This is a genomic window from Morganella morganii, assembly GCF_041099235.1.
Classification (GTDB): domain Bacteria; phylum Pseudomonadota; class Gammaproteobacteria; order Enterobacterales; family Enterobacteriaceae; genus Morganella; species Morganella morganii_E.
Map to the genome: position 1 here is coordinate 384,621 of NZ_JBFZSO010000003.1, position 21,229 is coordinate 405,849.

21 protein-coding genes are annotated in these 21,229 nt (G+C 52.5%); 13 read left to right on the plus strand and 8 right to left on the minus strand.

Annotated features, from left to right (window positions below):
• Nucleotides 1–28: 28 nt before the first annotated feature.
• Together AB7038_RS07905 and cutC are read left to right on the plus strand one after the other, a co-directional pair.
• Nucleotides 29–583, plus strand: coding sequence for a VOC family protein (locus AB7038_RS07905; RefSeq protein WP_369453069.1), 555 nt, complete (start codon nt 29–31; stop codon nt 581–583).
• 161 nt (nt 584–744) lie between these two features.
• Nucleotides 745–1,497, plus strand: coding sequence for a copper homeostasis protein CutC (gene cutC / locus AB7038_RS07910; protein WP_368888434.1), 753 nt, complete (start codon nt 745–747; stop codon nt 1,495–1,497).
• Between the two features lie 55 nt (nt 1,498–1,552).
• On the opposite strand, the gene AB7038_RS07915 is transcribed toward cutC, so the two are convergent.
• From AB7038_RS07915 to AB7038_RS07930, 4 genes are all read right to left on the minus strand, one after another.
• Nucleotides 1,553–3,739 carry a glycoside hydrolase gene (locus tag AB7038_RS07915; RefSeq protein ID WP_369453070.1) on the minus strand — a complete coding sequence of 729 codons (2,187 nt, stop codon included), beginning with the start codon at nt 3,737–3,739 and terminating at the stop codon, nt 1,553–1,555.
• 125 nt (nt 3,740–3,864) lie between these two features.
• The gene (cmoB, locus tag AB7038_RS07920) at nt 3,865–4,839 is read right to left on the minus strand and encodes a tRNA 5-methoxyuridine(34)/uridine 5-oxyacetic acid(34) synthase CmoB (protein ID WP_368888432.1); all 975 of its coding nucleotides are present in this window, start codon (nt 4,837–4,839) and stop codon (nt 3,865–3,867) included.
• On the minus strand, nt 4,832–5,596 hold the full coding sequence (gene cmoA, locus AB7038_RS07925; RefSeq protein WP_108657648.1) for a carboxy-S-adenosyl-L-methionine synthase CmoA: 765 nt from the start codon (nt 5,594–5,596) through the stop codon (nt 4,832–4,834). The genes cmoB and cmoA overlap by 8 nt, the downstream gene beginning before the upstream one ends.
• 84 nt (nt 5,597–5,680) lie before the next feature.
• On the minus strand, nt 5,681–6,079 hold the full coding sequence (locus tag AB7038_RS07930) for an MAPEG family protein (protein WP_004239452.1): 399 nt from the start codon (nt 6,077–6,079) through the stop codon (nt 5,681–5,683).
• A gap of 257 nt (nt 6,080–6,336) precedes the next feature.
• Between AB7038_RS07930 and aspS the strand changes: the two genes are divergently transcribed.
• The 8 genes from aspS to AB7038_RS07970 all read left to right on the plus strand — a co-directional run bounded on the left by aspS (nt 6,337) and on the right by AB7038_RS07970 (nt 13,162).
• Entirely contained in the window at nt 6,337–8,106 is a 1,770-nt protein-coding gene (gene aspS / locus AB7038_RS07935) for an aspartate--tRNA ligase (protein WP_369453071.1), read from the plus strand.
• A 5-nt stretch (nt 8,107–8,111) separates the two neighbouring features.
• Nucleotides 8,112–8,564, plus strand: a complete 453-nt coding sequence (gene nudB, locus AB7038_RS07940) for a dihydroneopterin triphosphate diphosphatase (RefSeq protein WP_369453072.1) — start codon at nt 8,112–8,114, stop codon at nt 8,562–8,564.
• 51 nt (nt 8,565–8,615) lie between these two features.
• A complete protein-coding gene (locus AB7038_RS07945; RefSeq protein WP_349472500.1) occupies nt 8,616–9,359 on the plus strand; it encodes a YebC/PmpR family DNA-binding transcriptional regulator in 744 nt (247 codons plus the stop codon).
• 89 nt (nt 9,360–9,448) lie between these two features.
• Nucleotides 9,449–9,973, plus strand: coding sequence for a crossover junction endodeoxyribonuclease RuvC (gene ruvC, locus AB7038_RS07950; protein WP_004237294.1), 525 nt, complete (start codon nt 9,449–9,451; stop codon nt 9,971–9,973).
• Nucleotides 9,974–10,072: 99 nt separating this feature from the next.
• Complete coding sequence (gene ruvA, locus AB7038_RS07955) at nt 10,073–10,687, plus strand: Holliday junction branch migration protein RuvA (RefSeq protein ID WP_004239448.1); 615 nt, start codon at nt 10,073–10,075, stop codon at nt 10,685–10,687.
• 34 nt (nt 10,688–10,721) lie between these two features.
• The gene (gene ruvB / locus AB7038_RS07960) at nt 10,722–11,732 is read left to right on the plus strand and encodes a Holliday junction branch migration DNA helicase RuvB (protein WP_368888430.1); all 1,011 of its coding nucleotides are present in this window, start codon (nt 10,722–10,724) and stop codon (nt 11,730–11,732) included.
• Nucleotides 11,733–11,928: 196 nt separating this feature from the next.
• Nucleotides 11,929–12,663 (plus strand): glutamine amidotransferase-related protein, encoded by a 735-nt coding sequence (locus AB7038_RS07965; protein ID WP_369453073.1) that lies wholly within the window; start codon nt 11,929–11,931, stop codon nt 12,661–12,663.
• Between the two features lie 133 nt (nt 12,664–12,796).
• On the plus strand, nt 12,797–13,162 hold the full coding sequence (locus AB7038_RS07970; RefSeq protein WP_262859871.1) for a T6SS amidase immunity protein Tai4 family protein: 366 nt from the start codon (nt 12,797–12,799) through the stop codon (nt 13,160–13,162).
• Nucleotides 13,163–13,237: 75 nt separating this feature from the next.
• Here the strand turns inward: AB7038_RS07970 and znuB are convergent, their stop codons facing one another.
• Complete coding sequence (znuB, locus tag AB7038_RS07975; RefSeq protein ID WP_072867838.1) at nt 13,238–14,023, minus strand: zinc ABC transporter permease subunit ZnuB; 786 nt, start codon at nt 14,021–14,023, stop codon at nt 13,238–13,240.
• Nucleotides 14,016–14,825 (minus strand): zinc ABC transporter ATP-binding protein ZnuC, encoded by an 810-nt coding sequence (znuC, locus tag AB7038_RS07980; protein ID WP_368888428.1) that lies wholly within the window; start codon nt 14,823–14,825, stop codon nt 14,016–14,018. The genes znuB and znuC overlap by 8 nt, the downstream gene beginning before the upstream one ends.
• A gap of 76 nt (nt 14,826–14,901) precedes the next feature.
• On the opposite strand from znuC, the gene znuA reads away from it, so the two are divergent.
• The 3 genes from znuA (at nt 14,902) to lpxM (ending at nt 18,348) form a co-directional block, all read left to right on the plus strand.
• Nucleotides 14,902–15,816, plus strand: coding sequence for a zinc ABC transporter substrate-binding protein ZnuA (gene znuA, locus AB7038_RS07985; RefSeq protein WP_072867842.1), 915 nt, complete (start codon nt 14,902–14,904; stop codon nt 15,814–15,816).
• A 22-nt stretch (nt 15,817–15,838) separates the two neighbouring features.
• Nucleotides 15,839–17,209 (plus strand): murein DD-endopeptidase MepM, encoded by a 1,371-nt coding sequence (gene mepM / locus AB7038_RS07990; protein WP_072868777.1) that lies wholly within the window; start codon nt 15,839–15,841, stop codon nt 17,207–17,209.
• A gap of 158 nt (nt 17,210–17,367) precedes the next feature.
• Entirely contained in the window at nt 17,368–18,348 is a 981-nt protein-coding gene (lpxM, locus tag AB7038_RS07995) for a lauroyl-Kdo(2)-lipid IV(A) myristoyltransferase (RefSeq protein ID WP_368888427.1), read from the plus strand.
• A 66-nt stretch (nt 18,349–18,414) separates the two neighbouring features.
• Here lpxM and pyk read toward each other — a convergent pair whose 3' ends face one another.
• Nucleotides 18,415–19,857: a pyruvate kinase gene (gene pyk, locus AB7038_RS08000; protein ID WP_368888426.1), complete on the minus strand. Its 1,443-nt coding sequence runs from the start codon at nt 19,855–19,857 to the stop codon at nt 18,415–18,417.
• A 252-nt stretch (nt 19,858–20,109) separates the two neighbouring features.
• The gene (locus tag AB7038_RS08005; protein ID WP_141178266.1) at nt 20,110–20,958 is read right to left on the minus strand and encodes a MurR/RpiR family transcriptional regulator; all 849 of its coding nucleotides are present in this window, start codon (nt 20,956–20,958) and stop codon (nt 20,110–20,112) included.
• Nucleotides 20,959–21,229: the final 271 nt, after the last annotated feature.

Genomic DNA, 21,229 nt, shown 5'->3' on the forward strand with positions numbered 1-21,229 from the left:
TGCGGATGAATTCTCACAGGGGATCATAATGAAAAACAGAGTACAGACAGCATCCCTTGCCGGTCTGATGGCAGAGCTGCCGGTGTTTGCCGGGAAAATACAGCAGTTTGCGGCGGATTTGCAGCTCGATCTCACGCAGTATCAGGCGGATCACATCTCACTGCGGGCTCACGATACGGCACTGGCGGAACAGTGGCTGGCCGGATTCCGCGAATGCGGTACTGTGTTATCGGATAATCAGATTAATGGACGCCCGATTTATCTGTTTTTACTGCATGAGCCGCTGACACTGCTGCACTGGCAGATTCCGGTGGTGGAATTGCCGTTCCCGAAAGGCAAACAGTATGCACACCAGGGCTGGGAACATATCGAACTGGTATTACCGGGCGACCCGCAGATCCTGACAGAACGGGCTGCCGCACTGCTGCCGTCGCCGTTACCGGCGGGGGTGACCACCAAAGCCAGTCATCCGCGCGGCGAACAGGAGCGGTTGCCGAACCCGACACTGGCTGTCAGCCGGGAAAATATCACCATTAAGTTTCATCCGTTTACATTGCAGGAGATTGTCGAAAGTGAGCGGTAACCTGCAATTCTGACATTTCCCTGTGCGAATCGGCCGGATATTTCGCATCTTGTGATATTTAACAATTCATTAATCTAAATTACATGTAATAGTGTATATCAGGATGACTGAATCGTTTACGAGAGATATTTACCTGCGAAATTAAGTGATGAGGCTAATCAATGGCGAAACTGGAAATTTGTTGTTACAGCGTGGAATGTGCCCTCACTGCGGAAAAAACCGGCGCTGACCGGATTGAACTGTGTGCCGCGCCGTCAGAGGGCGGGCTGACCCCGAGCTGGGGCATGCTGAAACAGACTATTGACCGGCTGCGGATCCCGGTTCACCCGATCCTCCGTCCGCGCAGCGGTGACTTTTGCTATACAGCCTCGGAATTTGCGGTTATGAAGAATGATATCGCCAAAATCCGCGACCTGGGTTTTCCCGGGGTGGTTACCGGTATTCTGGATGAGGACGGGCATGTGGATCTGCCGCGGATGAAGATGTTGTGTAAACTGGCAGGCGACATGGCGGTCACTTTCCACAGAGCCTTTGATATGTGTGCGAATCCGATGCTGGCATTACAGCAGCTGACCGACCTGGGTGTTAGCCGTATTCTGACATCCGGTCAGCAGCTGAGTGCAGAGCTGGGACTGCCGCTGCTCAAAGAGTTACAGGAAGCCAGCAGGGGGCCGGTGATTATGGCCGGTGCCGGTGTGCGGCTGGCGAACATTCAGAAGTTCCTTGATATCGGCCTTCAGGAAGTGCACAGCTCCGCATCCAAAACCAAGCCGTCCACCATGCGCTACCGCAAAGTCGGGGTGGCGATGAGCAGCGACAGCGAAGCCGATGAGTTTTCCCATACCTGTGTGGACGGAGACACTGTCGAGGCTATGAAAGGCGTTCTGGATCTGCACAGTATGGTAGTGCACTGATCCGGTTCACTTCCGGTTAAATCAAAAACGCCCTCAGTATGAGGGCGTTTTGCTGTCAGAAGGTGGCGTTAACGGGCTCTCCCTCTGCCGGTATCGCACTGAGTGAGCGCGGCGGATAACCGGCAATAGTATGGTCAGCAAAATTCACGGTGATGACAGAGCCGTCACTGAACTGTGTCTGCTGCACCAGGCCGTCACTGTCCAGCCAGCGGAAGCCGGTCAGGGCTTTATTCCATAACTGCTGATGAAGCGGGCGGAAAATACTGTCCGATTTTATCATCGCCGGAAGACGCTTCTGAACCGTATTACGGCTGAGGTTATAGAGCGGCGGTGTGTTATACAGCTGGCTCAGCAGTTCCCGTTTGGTGGTAACGGCCGGGAATTTCAGGTTATCCAGCGTCCAGTGATGAGTGGTGATCACCGCATCATGAAAGACTGCCTGATACAGCGGCAGCCGCCAGCGCGGATCAAATTCCGTGGTCAGGTAGATATCTTTCAGTTTCCCCGGTTTAAAAAAGATCGCCGGTTCATTTTCCGGCCACCAGGCCCCCAGGTAGTACGGGGAGTTTTTATTGCGGTGAATATCCGCATCACTCCAGCCGAAGCCGCGGGTTTCGGTACCGTGGGCAAACATCAGATATTGCGCGGTTACGGCATTGCCGTCCTCCGAACCCAGCGGGATACGGATGTTTTCCGCCACCGAGCGTAAGCGGTTATTTCTTGCTGCTGCCATAGCGTCCGCACCGGTGGGTGATGCCGGATTGTAATCATCAGACACCATGCCGGTGCCGTCCACGTCAAGAAACAGGCTGTTGATGCCGGTCAGCTGCACCAGTCCGGTCATGCGTTTTTCTGAAAAATCCTGCATGCAGCCCGGATTCAGGTAATAACCATCTCCGCCGAATCCCGGCAGTTTCCTGCCGGTTCCGGTCACAATTGCGCATTTTTCCCGTAATTCTGACGGGATCTGTGCCGTCAGCCATTCCATATTTTTGCCTGCCGGAATGGCGGTGTCATAGGAATCATAGCTGGCGATAAGATAACCGTGCTCTTTGGCGTAACTGACTGCCTGCGGCTGATACCAGGTGGCTGTCCAGTTATCGGTGCCCAGCCAGAGCTTATCCAGTTTTGCCCCGGTCAGTGCAGTTAAAAGAGGAAGGGATAATCCCTGACCCCAGCTTGCTTCCGGTGCCAGAAACGGTCTCAGCTGCTGTTTTACGGCAGAACGGATTGCCTGTGCCTGTGTTTTCTGCGCAGCCATAAAGTCACTGTCATCCGGGGTGCGGCTCAGTGGAGTGACTTTTTTCAGCGCCTGGTTGAGGGCATCGGCCAGAAACGGCTGCTGCCATTTTTCCGGTGTTTTCCCGTTCAGGGCAATAAAGGCATCACGGCTCTGAGGCTCCATTGCCAGCCATAACCCGTTTCCGGCGGGGGATTGCAGATAACGCACCAGTCCCGGCCAGTCGGTGATATCCTGCTGATCGATGATACTTTTTCCCCATAAATAGATATGGGTGGCACCGATCAGTTTTTTGCCGTCCGGGATCTGTGCGAATTTTTCTTCCAGTGAAGTGAACTGCTTATTATCCTGCAGCCAGCGGCGGTAGCGCAGCGCGCCGTCCAGCGGGGTATCACCGGTGTGAAGCAGAACGGTAAACGGCTGCTGCTGATTAAAGCGGTTAAACTGATGGACCGCACTCATCTGCAGACGCTGCTGTTTCTCCTCAAAGTGCAGACGGTTATGGAACGGACTGAGTAACACCCAGCTGTAGACCCGATCCTGCTGCTGACTCCAGAGCGGTAACTGCAAATCCTGGTTGGTATCGATATTGTCCTGTTCAGTGACCATATAGTGACGCCACTGTTCATTATTCAGCGGAATATGACGCCCTTCGCCCAGTGGCATATAGAGCGCGGAAACGGTGTTATCCGGCAGGGTGAACCACTGAAAACTCTGCGGCTGATTGGTGGTGAATGTCAGCGTCAGGTCGGTATCATTCAGGACAGCGGTGACATTCATATCTCTGTCCGGCCAGAACCAGCTGACACGGCGCGGATATTCCGTTAAATCACTGACCGGCTGTTTTTCTGTTCCCCGGCTGACGGTGGTATCCGCCACGGCGATGCGCAGGGTTTCCGGGTCGATAAAAACCTGATAATTATTATCCGTTAACACAGCGGCAGAAGCCGCAGAGGCAGACAACAGAAGCGGAAGATATAGTGCGGACAGGCGATATTTCATGATTCGGGATGCCTTTATTCGTCATAATATGACAGGCAGAGTAGCCGAATCCACGGAGAGAGAACAGTCAGTTTTTCGGAGGTATATACCCTGTAAACATCAGGGTATATACGTATTTTTGATGGTTATGGTTTTTCGGCGATCAGAACCGCACGGCGCGGTGCCGGATAGCCTTCAACCGTCAGTGACGGGTCATCCGGATTGAGGAAATCGGCGAGAGATTCATTGATCATCCACTCCGTACTGCGCTGCTCGTCCGTGGTGGTGACAGACTCATCCGCGATACGGATATTGATGAATCCGCATTTTTCCAGCCAGACAGCCAGCATTTTAGCTGACGGAATAAAGTAAACGTTACTCATCTGCGCATAGCGTTCGCCGGGGATCAGGCACTGATGTTCATCACCTTCGACAACAATACTTTCCAGTACCAGTTCGCCGCCGGAGACCAGTTGATCTTTCAGCTGCCAGAGGTGGTCGAGCGGGGAGCGGCGGTGATAAAGCACACCCATGGAGAACACGGTATCAAACGCCTGAAGTGCAGGCAGTTCCTGAATTCCCAGCGGCAGCAGATGCACGCGCTGGTCATTGCCGAGCAGCTTGCGTACGGCTTCAAACTGGCAGAGGAAAAGCTGGGTCGGATCGACACCGACCACCAGTTCCGCGCCTTCACCGGCCATACGCCACATGTGATAACCGCTGCCGCAGCCGACATCCAGAATGGTGCGCCCGGCAAGCGGGGACAGATGCGGCAGAACGCGATCCCACTTCAGGTCGGAACGCCATTCGGTATCAATCTCCACGCCGTAGAGTGAGAACGGGCCTTTACGCCACGGCATCAGGTTGCGCAGAATATTGTTAATACGGCGGGTTTCCCCGTCCGTCAGCGGTTGTGTACGCTGTGCGGTAACCCCGGTTTTCAGATCGAGAGTGTCCGGGGTCATATCCGGCAGATTTTCAATAGTCTTCACCCAACCCGGATAGTAGCCGTGCAGGGATTCTTTATTCCATTTTGCAATCTGCGCGGGCAGTGTTTCCAGCCAGTGGCTCAGGCGCTCATTTTTTGCAATTAACTGATAAAAATTGCCGAAATCAATCATGGTTATTCTCTTTCACTGCCAGTAATGACCCGAAGTTAAAGCACTGGAACCAGACTTCGCAATGTTCAAAACCAGCCGCTTTCAGCCGTGATTTGTGCGTTTCCACACTGTCGGTCAGCATGACATCTTCCAGCATGGTGCGTTTCTGGCTGATTTCCAGCTCACTGTAGCCGTTGGCGCGTTTAAAATCGTGGTGCATGCTGAACAGTAAATCGCCGATCTGCGCATCCTCAAAACTGAATTTTTCCGATAACACCAGCACACCGCCCGGCAGCAGACCCTGATAGATTTTTTTCAGCAGTGCGGCGCGGTCATCTGGTGCCAGGAATTGCAGGGTAAAATTGAGAACCACCATCGAGGCATTTTCAATCGCAATATGGCGGATATCGCCTTCGGTGACCTCAACCGGCACAGGGGATTTATAACTTTCCACATGACGGCGCGCGTGTTCCACCATCGGTGCGGAATTATCCACAGCGATGATCCGGCAGCCGGGTTTATCCGCAATATTCGGGCGGATAGACAGGGTGGCGGCGGCGCGGGAACAGCCTAGATCATAAACCTGACTGCCGGGCGTGACAAAACGACCGGCCAGCATACCAATCATGGCAATAATATTGGAATAGCCCGGAATTGAGCGTTTGATCATATCGGGAAACACATCCGCGACTTTCTCATCAAACGTCCAGTCACCAAGACGGGCAATCGGTGCCGCGAACAGAGTATCCTGCGGCGGATTCGGAATTTCTTTGGACATAACACAGATCTGCAATACAAAAAGATGTGCGCATTCTAACAGAGGTGACCCGGCGCAGAAAGTGTTATGTCCCGGCGTGAGCGGTTACATATACGGCGAGAAAATCTGCTGCCACGGCAGATACCAGATATTCGCCAGCACCATCAGGATCATGGCGGTGAAGGTGGCAGCCATCCCGGTACGCCGCCAGCGGTTCTCGCGGTGTTTTAATCCGTAAGAGTGAAACAGCCGGCCGGCAATCAGAATAACCCCGCAGACATGCACCATCCACACCTGGGCGCCGTTCTGCTCCATCACCAGTAACAGCAGGAGTGCAACGGGGATATACTCAACCGCATTGCCCTGCACACGAATCGCCGTCTGTAACTCGTAAAACCCGCCGTCGCCATAAGCGACGCGGTAAAGTGTCCGCAGTTTAATCACATCGAGTGATAGTTTAATGATTAACAGCGCACCCAGTACAATATAAAGGGAACTAACCATTTTTTACTCCATGGCCAATTGAAACAGCAAAAGAATGATAAACCTCAAAGCAGCGGGTAACACAATCCTTAATATTAATGCATACTGAATTATTTGAAAATTATCAATTAGTGGCTAAATTCTCTGCGGCAGATGTGCGGTTTGCTCTTATCTCATCAGGAATTTTCCACTATAATGATCGCCTTTTTGACATTTCTTCATAAAGAACCATGCCAAAATTTTGCAGAAACGCACAATAGCGGACAAAAGGATATCGTATGCGTACTAATTATTGTGGGCAGCTCAACAGTGCTCACATCGATCAAAAAGTAACCCTTAGTGGTTGGGTAAACCGTCGTCGTGATCTCGGGGGTTTGATTTTTATCGATATGCGTGACCGTGAAGGCATCGTTCAGGTTTTCTTCGATCCCGACCAAAAAGAAGCATTTGCCAAAGCCTCTGAATTACGTAATGAATTCTGTATTCAGATTACCGGAACTGTCCGCGCGCGACCTGAAAATCAAATTAATAAAGAAATGGCGACCGGCAGTGTGGAAGTGCATGCAGATGGCCTGACCATTTTTAACCGCTCCGAACCGTTACCGCTCGACAGCAACCATGAAAACACCGAAGAGATGCGTCTGAAATACCGCTATCTCGACCTGCGCCGCAGCGAAATGGCGAACCGCCTGAAAACCCGCGCACGCATCACCGGGTTTGTCCGCCGCTTTATGGATACCGAAGGGTTCCTCGATATCGAAACCCCGATGCTGACCAAAGCCACACCGGAAGGTGCCCGTGACTACCTGGTACCGAGCCGTGTCCACAAAGGTAAATTCTACGCCCTGCCGCAGTCTCCGCAGCTGTTCAAACAGCTTCTGATGATGTCCGGTTTTGACCGTTACTATCAGATTGTCAAATGTTTCCGTGATGAAGATTTACGTGCTGACCGTCAGCCGGAATTCACCCAGATCGATGTGGAAACCTCTTTCATGACTGCGGACCAGGTCCGTGCGACCATGGAACGTATGATCCGCTCACTGTGGAATGACATCATCAATGTTGAACTGGGTGATTTCCCGGTGATGACATTTGCGGAAGCGATGCGCCGTTTCGGTTCTGATAAGCCGGATTTACGTAACCCGCTGGAACTGACTGATATCGCCGACCTGGTGAAAGATTCTGAGTTCTCTGTATTTGCTGATGCGGCAAATGATCCGAAAGGCCGTGTTGTGGCACTGTGTGTCACCGGCGGCGCGGAAATGACCCGTAAACAGATTGATGAATATGGTAAATTTGTCGGCATCTACGGCGCGAAAGGCCTGGCGTGGATGAAAGTGAACGATCGCTCTGCCGGTATTGAGGGTGTTCAGTCTCCGGTCGCCAAATTCCTGACCGCAGAAACCGTTGAAGCCATTCTGGAGCGCACTGACGCACAGACCGGCGACATCATTTTCTTCGGCGCGGGCGCGAAAGGCACCGTAACCGATGCAATGGGCGCGCTGCGTCTGAAAACCGGCCGTGACCTGAACCTGACCGACCTGAACAGCTGGCGTCCGCTGTGGGTAATCGACTTCCCGATGTTTGAAGATGACGGCGAAGGCGGTCTGACAGCGATGCACCATCCGTTCACCTCACCGCGCGATATGTCACCGGAAGAGCTGAAAAATGCACCGGAAGAGGCGATCGCCAATGCCTACGATATGGTTATCAACGGCTACGAAGTGGGCGGCGGCTCTGTCCGTATCCATCGTAACGAAATGCAGCAGACGGTATTCGGCATCCTCGGGATCACCCCGGAAGAACAGCGCCGCAAATTCGGCTTCCTGCTCGATGCGTTACAATACGGCACACCACCGCATGCGGGGCTGGCTTTTGGTCTTGACCGTCTGGTGATGCTGCTGACCGGTACTGAAAACATCCGTGACGTTATCGCGTTCCCGAAAACCACGGCGGCTGCCTGTCTGATGACAGACGCACCGAGCTTCGCGAATGACGATGCCCTGAAAGAGCTGGCGATCGCAGTAACTCAGAAAGAGAGTGACTGACTCTGATGGCTTATAAACGCCCTGAATCTGTGCTGGTGGTTATCTGTGAGCAGGAAACGGGGTGTGTTCTGATGTTACAGCGCCGTGACGATCCTGCTTTCTGGCAGTCCGTCACCGGCAGTCTGGAACCGGGAGAAACTCCCCGCGATGCCGCATTGCGGGAAGTAAAAGAAGAAACCGGTATTGATATCCTTGCGGAGGGACTGCGGCTGACGGATTGTCAGCGCACCGTCCGCTATACCATTTTTCCGCATTTTCGTCACCGGTATGCACCGGATGTGACGCACAATACGGAACACTGGTTTGTGTTATGCTTACCCGCGCCGAGAGCGGTTCCCCTGACGGAACATCTGGCGTCTGAATGGTTACCGGCAGCAGATGCCGCCGGAAAAACCATCTCACCCAGTAACGGGGAAGCAATTGAAGAATTCGTTCGTCAGTGTGATTTTCCGCAGTGACAGCGGATTTAAATGAATGAACGTCGTAAGACTTAATCTGGAGATTAGAGAATGGCAGGTCATAGTAAATGGGCCAACACCAAACACCGCAAGGCCGCGCAAGATGCGAAGCGCGGTAAAATTTTCACGAAAATCATTCGTGAATTAGTCACGGCGTCGCGCATTGGTGGTCCTGATCCTGCATCTAACCCACGTCTGCGTGCGGCAGTGGATAAAGCGTTAGCAAACAACATGACCCGCGATACCCTGAACCGTGCGATTGCACGCGGGGCGGGTAATGATGAAAACGATAACATGGAATCCATCGTATACGAAGGCTACGGCCCTGGCGGTACTGCTGTGATGGTGGAATGTCTGACGGATAACCGTAAACGTACAGTTTCAGATGTGCGCCACGCGTTCACCAAAACCGGCGGAAACCTGGGAACAGACGGCTCTGTGGCTTATCTGTTTACCCGCAAAGGTATCATTTCCTATGCACCGGGTCTGGACGAAGATGCGGTAATGGATGCGGCGCTGGAAGCCGGTGCTGATGACGTTGAAACGTTCGATGACGGTGCTATCGACGTTTACACTGCCTGGGAAATTCTGGGTGATGTCAAAGACGCGATGGACGCAGCCGGTTTCAAATCCGAATCTGCCGAAGTATCGATGATCCCGTCCACCAAAGCGGATCTGGATGCGGAAACCGCACCAAAACTGATGCGCCTTATCGATATGCTGGAAGACTCTGACGATGTGCAGGAAGTCTACCACAACGGCGATATCTCAGACGAAGTTGCAGCACTGCTGTAATTTCCGTCACTCACTCCGCAGAGGATGCGCCGCTGTGCGCATCCCTCTGTTTTCTTCCTTTTTTCCTGTTGTGACAATACGGTCCTCCTATGGCAATTATTCTCGGTATTGACCCCGGCTCGCGGGTGACCGGTTATGGTGTTATCCGCCAGCAGGGACGGCGTCTGCTGTATATCGGCAGCGGGTGTATCCGCACACAGGTGGATGACCTCCCGTCGCGGCTGGGCAAAATATACGCCGGTGTCAGTGAAATCATCACGCAGTATCAGCCGGACTGTTTTGCCATCGAGCAGGTCTTTATGGCCAAAAATGCCGATTCCGCCCTGAAACTGGGACAGGCCCGTGGTGTGGCGATCCTCGCTGCGGTGAATAATAATCTGCCGGTATTTGAATATGCGGCGCGCCAGGTGAAGCAAACCGTCACCGGGACCGGGGCGGCGGAAAAAGCCCAGGTACAGCATATGGTGCGCTCAATACTGAAACTTTCGGCGGCACCGCAGGCGGATGCGGCGGATGCGCTGGCGATTGCTATCACTCACTGTCACTTTAACCAGAATCTGGTGCAGATGGGGCAACCGCGTCTGGTGATGGCACGCGGACGACTGAAAGAGTAACCGGTGTCGCAGATACCCGTGATTTTCTGATGGCTGGATATACGTCCAGCTTTTTTTATGCTATAAACAGGCTCTGCCGGAATCATAAAGGAGACGCGCGTGATCGGTCGCTTAAGAGGTATTGTGCTGGAAAAACAGCCGCCTGTCGTATTACTGGAAACCAATGGTGTGGGCTATGAAGTTCATATGCCGATGACCTGTTTCTATGAACTGCCGGATGCCGGTCAGGAAGCTATTCTGTTCACGCAGTTTATTGTGCGTGAAGATGCACAGTTGCTGTACGGTTTTAATGATAAGCAGGAGCGGGCACTGTTCCGTGAGTTAATCAAAGTCAACGGTGTCGGGCCGAAACTGGCGCTGGCGATCCTCTCCGGTATGTCTGCACAGCAATTTGTGGCGGCGATCGAGCAGGGCGCCGTAGCGCAGTTAATCAAACTGCCCGGTGTCGGCAAAAAAACAGCCGAGCGCCTGGTGGTGGAAATGAAAGACCGCTTCAAAGGGCTTAACGGCGATCTGTTCCGCGATGCGGAAATGTCGCTCCCGGCCAGTCAGCAGGCGGGTAACAGTCAGGCTGATGCGGAATCTGAAGCTATTGAGGCACTGATTTCCCTCGGCTATAAACCGCAGGAAGCCAGCCGCATGATAGCGAAAGTCTCCAAAGCCGGTTCAGACAGCGAAACACTGATCCGCGAAGCACTGCGCGCCGCGCTGTAATACAAACGATGATGACACAACGGGGTGACAGGTCATGATTGAAGCTGACAGACTGATTACGGCGGAAACACTGCCGGATGATGAGGTGGTGGATCGCGCTATCCGGCCGAAATTCCTGGCGGAATATGTGGGTCAGCCGCAGGTCTGTTCACAGATGGAAATCTTTATCGAGGCTGCCCGTCAGCGCGGGGATGCCCTCGATCATCTGCTGATTTTCGGCCCGCCGGGGCTCGGGAAAACCACGCTGGCAAATATTGTCGCCAATGAAATGGGGGTCAATCTGCGTACCACCTCCGGGCCGGTACTGGAAAAAGCCGGTGATCTGGCGGCGATGCTGACTAACCTCGAACCCCATGATGTGTTATTTATCGATGAAATTCACCGCCTGTCCCCGGTGGTGGAAGAAATTCTCTATCCGGCGATGGAAGATTACCAACTGGATATCATGATCGGGGAAGGGCCTGCCGCCCGCTCCATTAAAATCGATCTGCCGCCGTTTACCCTGATTGGTGCCACCACCCGTGCCGGCTCGCTGACATCACCGCTGCGCGACCGTTTCGGTATCGTACAGCGGCTGGAATTTTATAACACCGATGATTTACAGCACATTGTCAGCCGCAGCGCCCGTTATATGGGGCTGGATATCTCGGATGACGGTGCCCGTCAGATAGCCATGCGTTCACGCGGCACACCGCGTATTACCAACCGCCTGCTGCGTCGTGTGCGTGACTTTGCTCAGGTGAAAGGCGACGGGGGTATTGACGGGCTGATTGCCGGTCAGGCGCTGGATATGCTGAATGTGGATTCCGCCGGGTTTGATTATCTGGATCGCAAATTACTGGTCACCATCATAGATAAATTTATGGGGGGGCCGGTCGGGCTGGATAATCTGGCTGCGGCTATCGGCGAAGAGCGCGAGACCATTGAAGATGTTATCGAACCTTTCTTAATCCAGCAGGGCTTTATTCAGCGGACCCCGCGCGGACGCCTTGCCACCGCACATGCCTATCGTCACTTTGGTATTGATCACAGCGGAAACGATTAAAAACCCGCCCGTCAGACCTGAGGGTAAACATAATATGTTTACCCTTTTGCTCAGGTGATAATTAAATGGCTTTTTGGGGAATAATCCGGGAGGATTTCCCTGTAATTGGTTGTTTTTCGATATTTAAAAATTGGTATGCATTGTCATTACCCTGTAATGTAAAAGAGGATTTCGTTAAAGGGAAAAGGAACTGACTATGCGCGTTCATTTTATTATTCATGACTATTTTGAAGCACCGGGCGCCTATGAATATTGGGCAAGGAAGAATAATTACGATGTCACGTTCACCCGTTTGTATGAAGGTGACAAGTTACCTGACAGTATCAGCGGAATTGATTTTCTGATTATCATGGGCGGGCCGCAAAACCCGGAAACCACCACTGCGCAATGCTCTTATTTTGATTCCAAAAAAGAGCAGGCGTTTATCGCCAATGCCATCAATTCAAATAAAGTTGTTATCGGGGTCTGTCTCGGGGCACAGCTTATCGGTGAAGCATTAGGCGCGCCGTATACACAAAGTCCGGAGAAAGAGTTCGGCAAATTCACCATTCATATGACCAACGCCGGAAAACGCAGCCAGCTGTTTTCTCATTTCGGCGATTCGCTGGGAGTGGGCCATTGGCATTACGATATGCCGGGATTAACCGAAGGCGCGCAGATTATCGCTTTCAGTGCCGGTTGTCCGCGTCAGATTATTGAATACACCAAACGCGTTTACGGCTTCCAGTGCCATATGGAACTGACCCGTGATGTGGTGGAGTATCTGATCCTCAACGGCGAAAATGATCTGAAATCCGCCGCCGGATTCCGTTTTGTTGATACACCAAGTGCTATCCGCAGACACAGCTACAGTGAAATGAATGAAAAACTGATCACGTTTCTCGACAAGCTGGTGCTGAGTGTGAATCCGGTGAAACCGAAAGTCCGCTGATACCGGCACAGATAAAAGCCGTTGTCCGGTGCAGGGGATTTTCCCTTACCCTGTCAGCAATCTCAACGCCCGGTTTACCGGGCGTGTTTCGCCCGGATTTATGTTATTTTGAACAGGCTGGTGAGGCTATGTTATGGGAATTAAAATAAATTTAGCGGTATTATCACTGGCTGCCGTTATTTTTTCACCCGTATCAGTTGCTCAAAAAAATGAGCCGCTGAAAAACTCTCTGGAAAATTTCACTCTCAGTTATTGTCTGGCTCAAAGCGGGCTGGGAGATGCTTTGCAGCAGGAAGCAAAAGCTGCGGTGGGCGCTTATGTTGAAAGAGGTGCATATACCGCCGAAGCTTATGATGAAGCAACGGATGTGGTAAAAAAATACCTGGATAAAACGTATCTCAGCAAAAAGCAGAATATCAATCTGACCGTAATGAAATGCATCGATGCATCTCAAAGCAGTGAGATTGCTGACATAAAAAAACGTTACCGGGCTGATTAGCCATCGGTTTTCTGAAGTATGCTGTTGCAAAAAGCCCTGACAGTTCAATATCAGGGCTTTTTGCTGTATATACAATTAATTATGTGGTTTCACCAGCAAGCTGAGAATAAAGCAGCAGGCGGCACACAGCACCACGGACGGCCCCGCAGGGGTGTCATAAAAAGCAGAGAAGGCTAATCCGCCGGTGATGGAAACCATTCCGGTGACAACCGCACCTGCAGCCATCTGCTCCGGTGTCCGCGCAAAACGGCGGGCGGCGGCGGCAGGAATAATCAGCAGTGACGTGATAATCAGCGCCCCGACAAACTTCATGGCAAGCCCGATGGTCAGTGCAGTGACCAGCATCAGCATCATCCGCAGTCTGCCCGGATTGATACCATCAACAAACGCCAGTTCAGGGCTGATGGTCAGCGAGAGCAGATTGCGCCACTGCCACATCAGTAAACCGGTCACAATAGTCACACCGACAGCAATCGGCAGCAAATCTTCATAGGTCACTGACAGCAGATCACCGAACAGATACGCCATCAGATCCACCCGCACGTTCGACATCAGACTGACCACCACCAGACCGAGAGACAGTGCACTGTGCGCCATAATGCCCAGCAGGGTATCCACCGCCAGTTGCGGACGGCGTTCCAGCCAGACCAGCAGCATAGCCAGAATCAGTGTCACGGCAATCACGGCATAAAACGGACTGACATTCAGCAGCAGACCAAAGGCGACCCCGAGCAGCGAAGCGTGCGCCAGCGTATCACCAAAATAGGACATCCGCCGCCAGACCACAAATGAGCCGAGCGGACCGGCGGCGATCGCCAGTAAAATCCCGGCGAGCCAGCCCGGTAACAGTAATTCAATCATGGCGGCACTCCGGGGCGGATTTTACAGGGGCATCTGCCGGGGCGTGATTCCCGCAGCAGGGCGCAGAAGGGGATAACACTGCACTGCCGTTTTCATGGCTGTGATTATGATGATGACGGTACACGCCGATCTGTGTGGCGGCCCGGGTACCGAACATGGCGGTAAACTCAGGATGAGCGGCCACCACATCCGGCTCGCCGGAACAGCAGATATGGCGGTTTATACATAACACGGTATCGGTTTTTGCCATCACCAGATGCAAATCATGAGAAACCATCAGCACCGCGCAGTTCAGTTCATCACGCAGCCGGGTAATCAGGTCATACAGCGCGACCTGGCCGTTGACATCCACCCCCTGAGTCGGCTCATCCAGCACCAGCAACTGCGGCCGTGCAAGCAGGGCGCGGGCCAGCAGTACACGCTGCATCTCGCCGCCGGACAGCCGTTGCATCGGTTTTCCGGTCAGGTGGGCGGCATTGACGCGCTCAAGTGCCGCGAGACACTCGCCCTTACTGACACCGCGCTTCAGACGCAGGAAACGGGCAACCGTCAGCGGCATTGTCGGGTCGAGATAGAGTTTTTGCGGAACATAGCCGACAGTCAGCCCCGGCGTGCGGGTGACGGTGCCGGATGTTGGCTCGGTAAGACCGAGTACCACGCGGACAATAGTGGATTTTCCCGCGCCGTTCGGCCCGAGAAGGGTGATGATTTTCCCGGGGGATAATGTAAATGAAATGTCCTCGAGTACCGTATTAGTACCAAAAGCGACAGAAACATCATTTACCGCGATAAGTGTTGACATGACAAATTATTATCTTGCAGAATGGATGAAACGTTATAATATAACATTATCGCAATCATGTCACGGAGTTTCCATTATGCAGCATCAGTCACGGCACGGAATAAAAACAACGTTTATTGCCACATTTTTGAGTCTGGCCGCACAAACCGCCAGCGCAGATGTGTTAACATCAGTGCGTCCTGTCGGGTTAATCGCCGCTGCGGTTGCAGATGGTGTCACGGACACACAGATTTTACTGCCGGATGGTGCTTCACCGCATGATTATGCACTCAAACCGTCTGACCTGAAAAAAATCCGTTCAGCGGATTTGGTTGTCTGGGTCGGGCCGGAGCTGGAAACCTTCCTGCAAAAGCCGCTTTCAGCTGTTCCGGAGCAAAAACAGATCGTTATCAGCGAACTTGAGTCTGTTAAACCTTTTCTGCTGAAAAACGATGAAGATGATGACCACGATGAAGACGGACATCATCACCACGGGGAGTACAATATGCACCTGTGGATGTCGCCGGATATTGCCCGGCAGACCGCTCAGGCAGTGTATAATAAACTTCTGGTGAGTTATCCGGATAAAAAATCTGTGCTGGACGTAAACCTGCGTAAATTCAATGGACAACTTACTGAAACTGAGAAGAATATTGCTCAGCAGCTGGCACCGGTGAAAACACACGGGTATTTTGTTTTTCATGACGCCTATGGTTATTTTGAAAAACGTTTTGACCTTTCGCCTTCCGGGCATTTTACGGTCAACCCTGAAATTCAGCCGGGTGCGCAGACACTCAATAACATCAAATTAAAGCTGGCTGAGCAAAACGCTTTGTGTGTGTTTGCTGAGCCGCAGTTCAGGCCGGCAGTCATTAAAGCGGTGGCCAAAGGGACGAACGCGAAGATGGGCGTCCTTGACCCGCTGGGCAGCGGAATTGCAGTGGATCGGGACGGTTATACCAACTTCCTGTCACGGTTATCAGCACAGTACGCATCCTGCCTGGAGCAATAAATAAGGAACAGAACGCGTGCAATTGCAGCAACTGGCAAAATCCGCCGTTCTGGTATACAACCAGTTACCCAAAGCGCATCGCATGATGCTGGGGATGTTAACTGCCGCAACACTGGGTGTCGCTGTCTGGCACCCGTTTGCTGTATATCATGAGCGGAATGCTGATAACGAACAATATATTGAAACTGATTTTGCGCCACCTGCTGACACCTCCGGCACGCAGGCAGGAACCGGCACGGATACTGATACCGACGATATTATCACCGACAGCAGCGATCAGCTGCCGGATGAAGGTCTCGCTAAAGAGTCTGATGATATCGACGAAGCCTCCCCGACTGACACCGTTATCCCGACATCACTTGAATACACTGTTGCCAGCGGCGACAGCCTGTCTGCCATCCTGACGCAGTACGGGATAGATTCCTCTGATGTGGCCTTATTATCCAATCAGTACAAAGGGTTACGTAACCTGCAAATCGGCCAGACCCTCGCCTGGGAACTGAATGACGACGGCGAACTGAAATCCCTGAGCTGGGCGGTGAACCGCCGTGAAACCCGCACCTATGTCCGCAGCGGCAACGGATTCAAAGAAACCAAAGAGATGCGCGAAGGCGAATGGCAGACTAAACGCCTGACCGGCAAAGTCAGCGGCAGCCTGAATGCCAGTGCATCAAAAGCGGGACTGACCCGCAGTGAAGTGCGTGATATTTCCAAGGCGTTACAGTGGCAGGTGGATGTCCGTAAAGTGAAAAACGGCGATCGCTTCACTGTACTGACTTCCCGTGAAATGCTGGACGGCAAACAGGAACAGAGTCAGATGCTGGCTGTGCGTCTGCATACTAACGGACGTGATTATTATGCATTCCGCGCCGAAGACGGCCGTTTTTATGATGCCAAAGGCGACGGGCTGGAGCGCGGCTTCCTGCGTTTTCCGACCGCCAGACAATTCCGTGTTTCCTCACACTTTAATCCGCGCCGTGTAAACCCGGTCACCGGGCGCGTTGCCCCGCATAAAGGGGTGGATTTCGCTATGCCTGTTGGTACACCGGTGCTGGCAGTCGGTGACGGGGAAGTGGTTGTGGCAAAATTCAGCGGTGCAGCGGGCAATTTTGTGGCTATCCGTCACGGCCGTCAGTTCACCACCCGTTATATGCACATGCGCAAACTGCTGGTCAAACCGGGCCAGAAAGTGAAGCGCGGTGATAAAGTCGGGTTATCCGGTAACACCGGGCGTTCCACCGGGCCGCATCTGCACTTTGAAGTCTGGAACGGCCAACAGGCGGTGAACCCGCTGACAGCAAAACTGCCGCGTTCCGGCGGGCTGACCGGCAAAGACCGCACCGGCTATCTGGCACTGGTCAAACAGTACCGTCCTCAGCTGACACTTGATTAATCCTCTCATTTCTCCGGACGGGTATGAAAAAGCCCGTCCGGCGCATTTTCAGAATGCAGAATTTTAATGTACTTCTGAGTTCAGATAATCAATAATAATAGATCACGGTATTTATAATATCATGATAAATAAGCTTAATTTAATACGGGTATCCCTCTGTGTATAAAGAAAACGATACAGACAGCAAAGCGGGCTATATCCCGACATTTCACCGCCATTACCTGCATCCGAAATACTGGGGCATGTGGGCTGCGGCAGGCGCACTGGCCGGTCTGAGCTACCTGCCGGTTAAATTACGTGATCCGATGCTGGCCGGTGTGGGCCGGATAGCCGGACGTTTTGCCAAAGGCGGACGCCGCCGGGCACTGATCAATCTGTATTACTGTTTCCCGGATATGCCGAAAGCGGAGCGGGAAAGGATCACGGATGAGATGTTTGCCAGTGCACCACACGCCTTTGTGATGCTGGCAGAATTGTGTCTGCGCAATCCGCAGCGGGTGATTTCCCGCACACAGGTTCACGGGCAGGACATTATTGACGCATTGCAGGCAGAAGGGCGCAATATCATCTTTATGGTGCCGCACGGCTGGGCGATTGATTTACCGGCTATGTTGTTTGCCGCGCAGGGCAACAAAGTGGCGGGTATGTTCCATCACCAGAAAAACCCGGTGGCGGATTACCTGTGGAATAAAGCCCGCGTTCACTTCGGTGGTCGCCTGCATTCCCGCGAAGCCGGTATCAAACCGTTTATTGCCAGTGTGCGTAATGGTTACAGCGGTTATTATCTGCCGGATCAGGATCACGGCGAAGAACACAGTGAGTTTGTGCCGTTCTTCAGCACCTATAAAGCCACACTGCCTGCTATCGGGCGGCTGATGAAAGTCTGCAAAGCGGCGATTGTCCCGCTGTTTCCGGTGTACGATCATAAAAATCACCAGTTCCATATCCACGTCCGCCCGCCGATGGATGATATTGACGGTCAGGACGACCCGTATATCGCCCGCCGCATGAACGAAGAAGTGGAAGCGCTGGTACGCCCGAATATAGAACAATACACCTGGATTCTGAAACTGCTGAAAACCCGCAAGGACGGCGAAGAAGAGCCGTATAAAATCTATAAACACAAAGAATTGCCCTGAGACGGGGCATTAAAACAAAAAACCGCCCGTCATCCGGCAGGCGGTTTCAGTTTTATCTGAAGCAAATCACTTCACTTCAAGAATACGGCTGGTATTGGTGCTGCCGACCAGACCCATCTGGTCGCCCTGAGTGACCATGACCAGGTCACCGGTGAACAGGTAGCCTTTTTCTTTCAGGCGGCTGATAGCTTCGGTGACTGCGGCCAGGCCATCGGTGTGGGTGCTGCAGAATACCGGGGTGACACCACGGTACAGTGAGCACTGGTTCAGGGTTTTTTCATGGCGGGACATGGCGAAAATCGGCAGGCCGGAGCTGATGCGGGACATCATACGTGCGGTACGGCCGGACTCGGTCATGGCAATAATCGCTTTCACGCCGTTGAGGTGGTTTGCCGCGTACATGGTGGACATCGCGATTGCTTCTTCCGGATTGTCGAAGGTCATGTCCAGACGGTGTTTGGAGATATTCACATTCGGCATTTTCTCCGCACCCAGGCAAACCCGAGCCATCGCTTCCACGGTTTCCGCCGGATACTGACCAGCCGCCGTTTCTGCAGAGAGCATCACGGCATCGGTGCCATCAAGCACGGCGTTTGCCACGTCCATCACTTCCGCACGGGTCGGCATCGGATTAGTGATCATGGATTCCATCATCTGGGTTGCTGTGATCACGACACGATTCAGTTGACGACTACGACGAATCAGCTTTTTCTGGACGCCGACCAGCTCCGGATCGCCGATTTCAACACCGAGGTCACCACGCGCGACCATTACCACATCGGATGCGAGAATGATTTCATCCATCACCTGATCAGTGGCGACCGCTTCGGCACGTTCGACTTTGGAGACAATCATCGCCTCACAACCGGCGTCACGGGCGAGACGGCGGGCATAATGCAGATCTTCCGCGCTGCGCGGGAAGGAGACAGCAAGGTAATCAACATTAATACGGGCTGCAGTTTTGATATCTTCTTTATCTTTTTCTGTCAGCGCATCGGCAGATAACCCGCCGCCGAGTTTGTTGATACCTTTATTATTAGAAAGCAAACCACCGACAGTCACTTCGGTCATGATTTTAGTGCCTTTGACATCCAGCACTTTCAGCTGCACACGGCCATCATCGAGTAACAGAATGTCATCCGTCACCACATCTTCCGGCAGCTTTTTATAGTCGATCCCGACGTGCTCATTGGTGCCTTCGCCTTTGCCCAGCTCTGCATCCAGAATAAATTTATCGCCGACATTCAGCAGAATTTTATTGTCTTTAAAGGTGGACACACGGATTTTCGGCCCCTGGAGATCACCCAGGATAGCCACCTGCACGCCGAGGCGGGCAGCGATTTCACGGACTTTATTCGCACGTTCAACGTGATCGTCCGGGCTGCCGTGAGAAAAGTTCATACGAACCACATTGGCACCGGCACGGATGATTTTTTCAAGATTGTTATCACGATCGGTGGCGGGGCCCAGGGTCGTTACGATTTTCGTTCTTCTGAGGCGTATTGACATAAATTACTCCGTTGACCTGAATAAGGTGAAATGGTGTTGATAAAAACTCCCCGCCGGGAAAATCGCTCCCGGCAGGAAAGTGTAAAATCGATTCACTCCTGTCTGATTATCGCGTATTTAAAATAAAAATCGAGTCAGCAAACGCAAAACAGTGAGTCAGACGTTATCCTACCATCCGTTATATTACTAATTCGTGATGGTCATTACACCCGGCAGCAGGAAATGTGTCAAATTGACACAAATGGTTAAAAATCAACGGAGTTTATCGATTCGGGAGTCTTTCAGGGCTTCTTTGACCCGGCGCAGGTTATCGCGGAATTTGGGGCCGCGGCGCAGGGTAAAACCGGTGGCGAGGACATCAATAATCGTCAGCTGTGCCAGACGGGAGATCATCGGCATATAAATATCGGTGTCTTCCGGCACATTAAGAATGATGGTGAGAGTGGCTTCCGCCGCAAGCGGGGAGTTCTCGGAGGTGATGGCGAGCACGGTGGCGTCATTTTCACGGGCGATACGGGCAATTTCAACCAGGTTTTTTGTCCGGCCGGTGTGGGAAATTAAAACCACCACATCACCTTCGGTGCTGTTAATGCAACTCATGCGCTGCATTACGACATCGTCGGAATAAATCACCGGGATATTGAAACGGAAGAATTTATTCATTGCATCATGGGCGACCGCCGCAGAAGCACCCAGGCCGAAAAAGGCGATTTTCCGGGCTTGTGTCAGGCAATCCACGGCGCGGTTGATGGTCAGCATATCGAGGGTGCTTCTGACCGCATCCAGGCCGGCCATAGCGGATTCAAAAATTTTACCGGTGTATGCCTCGACGGAATCATTTTCATCCACATTACGGCTGACATACGGAGTACCGTTTGCCAGGCTCTGTGCCAGCAGCAGTTTGAAATCCGGAAAACCTTTGGTGTCCAGACGGCGGCAGAACCGGTTAACGGTCGGCTCACTGACATCCGCCATTTTGGCGAGTGTGGCGATACTGGAATGAATAGCTATCTGCGGGGCGCCGAGGATCGTCTCTGCAACTTTTTTTTCCGATTTACTCAGGTAATCCAGACTGTTACGGAGACGGTCTAAAATATTCATACCACTGTGCCTTTTATATTGATCTGTGTGACACACCGGCCACCCTCATTTTTTGAAAATATACTACGTAAGCCCGGGCAAAGCAGAGGGGAAATCTCCCCGGATCCGGCTTTTTTTTGAAAGTTTGAGCTGTGTCTGATTTTCATTTTAGTAAGTTTGCATCAAAAAAGTAATTAAATTACAAAACAGCACACAGAAAACGCGGCGACAGAGACCTGTCAGAATGTGCGGTAACCCGCATTTATGTTTACTGGCCGGGCGCAAACGAGTA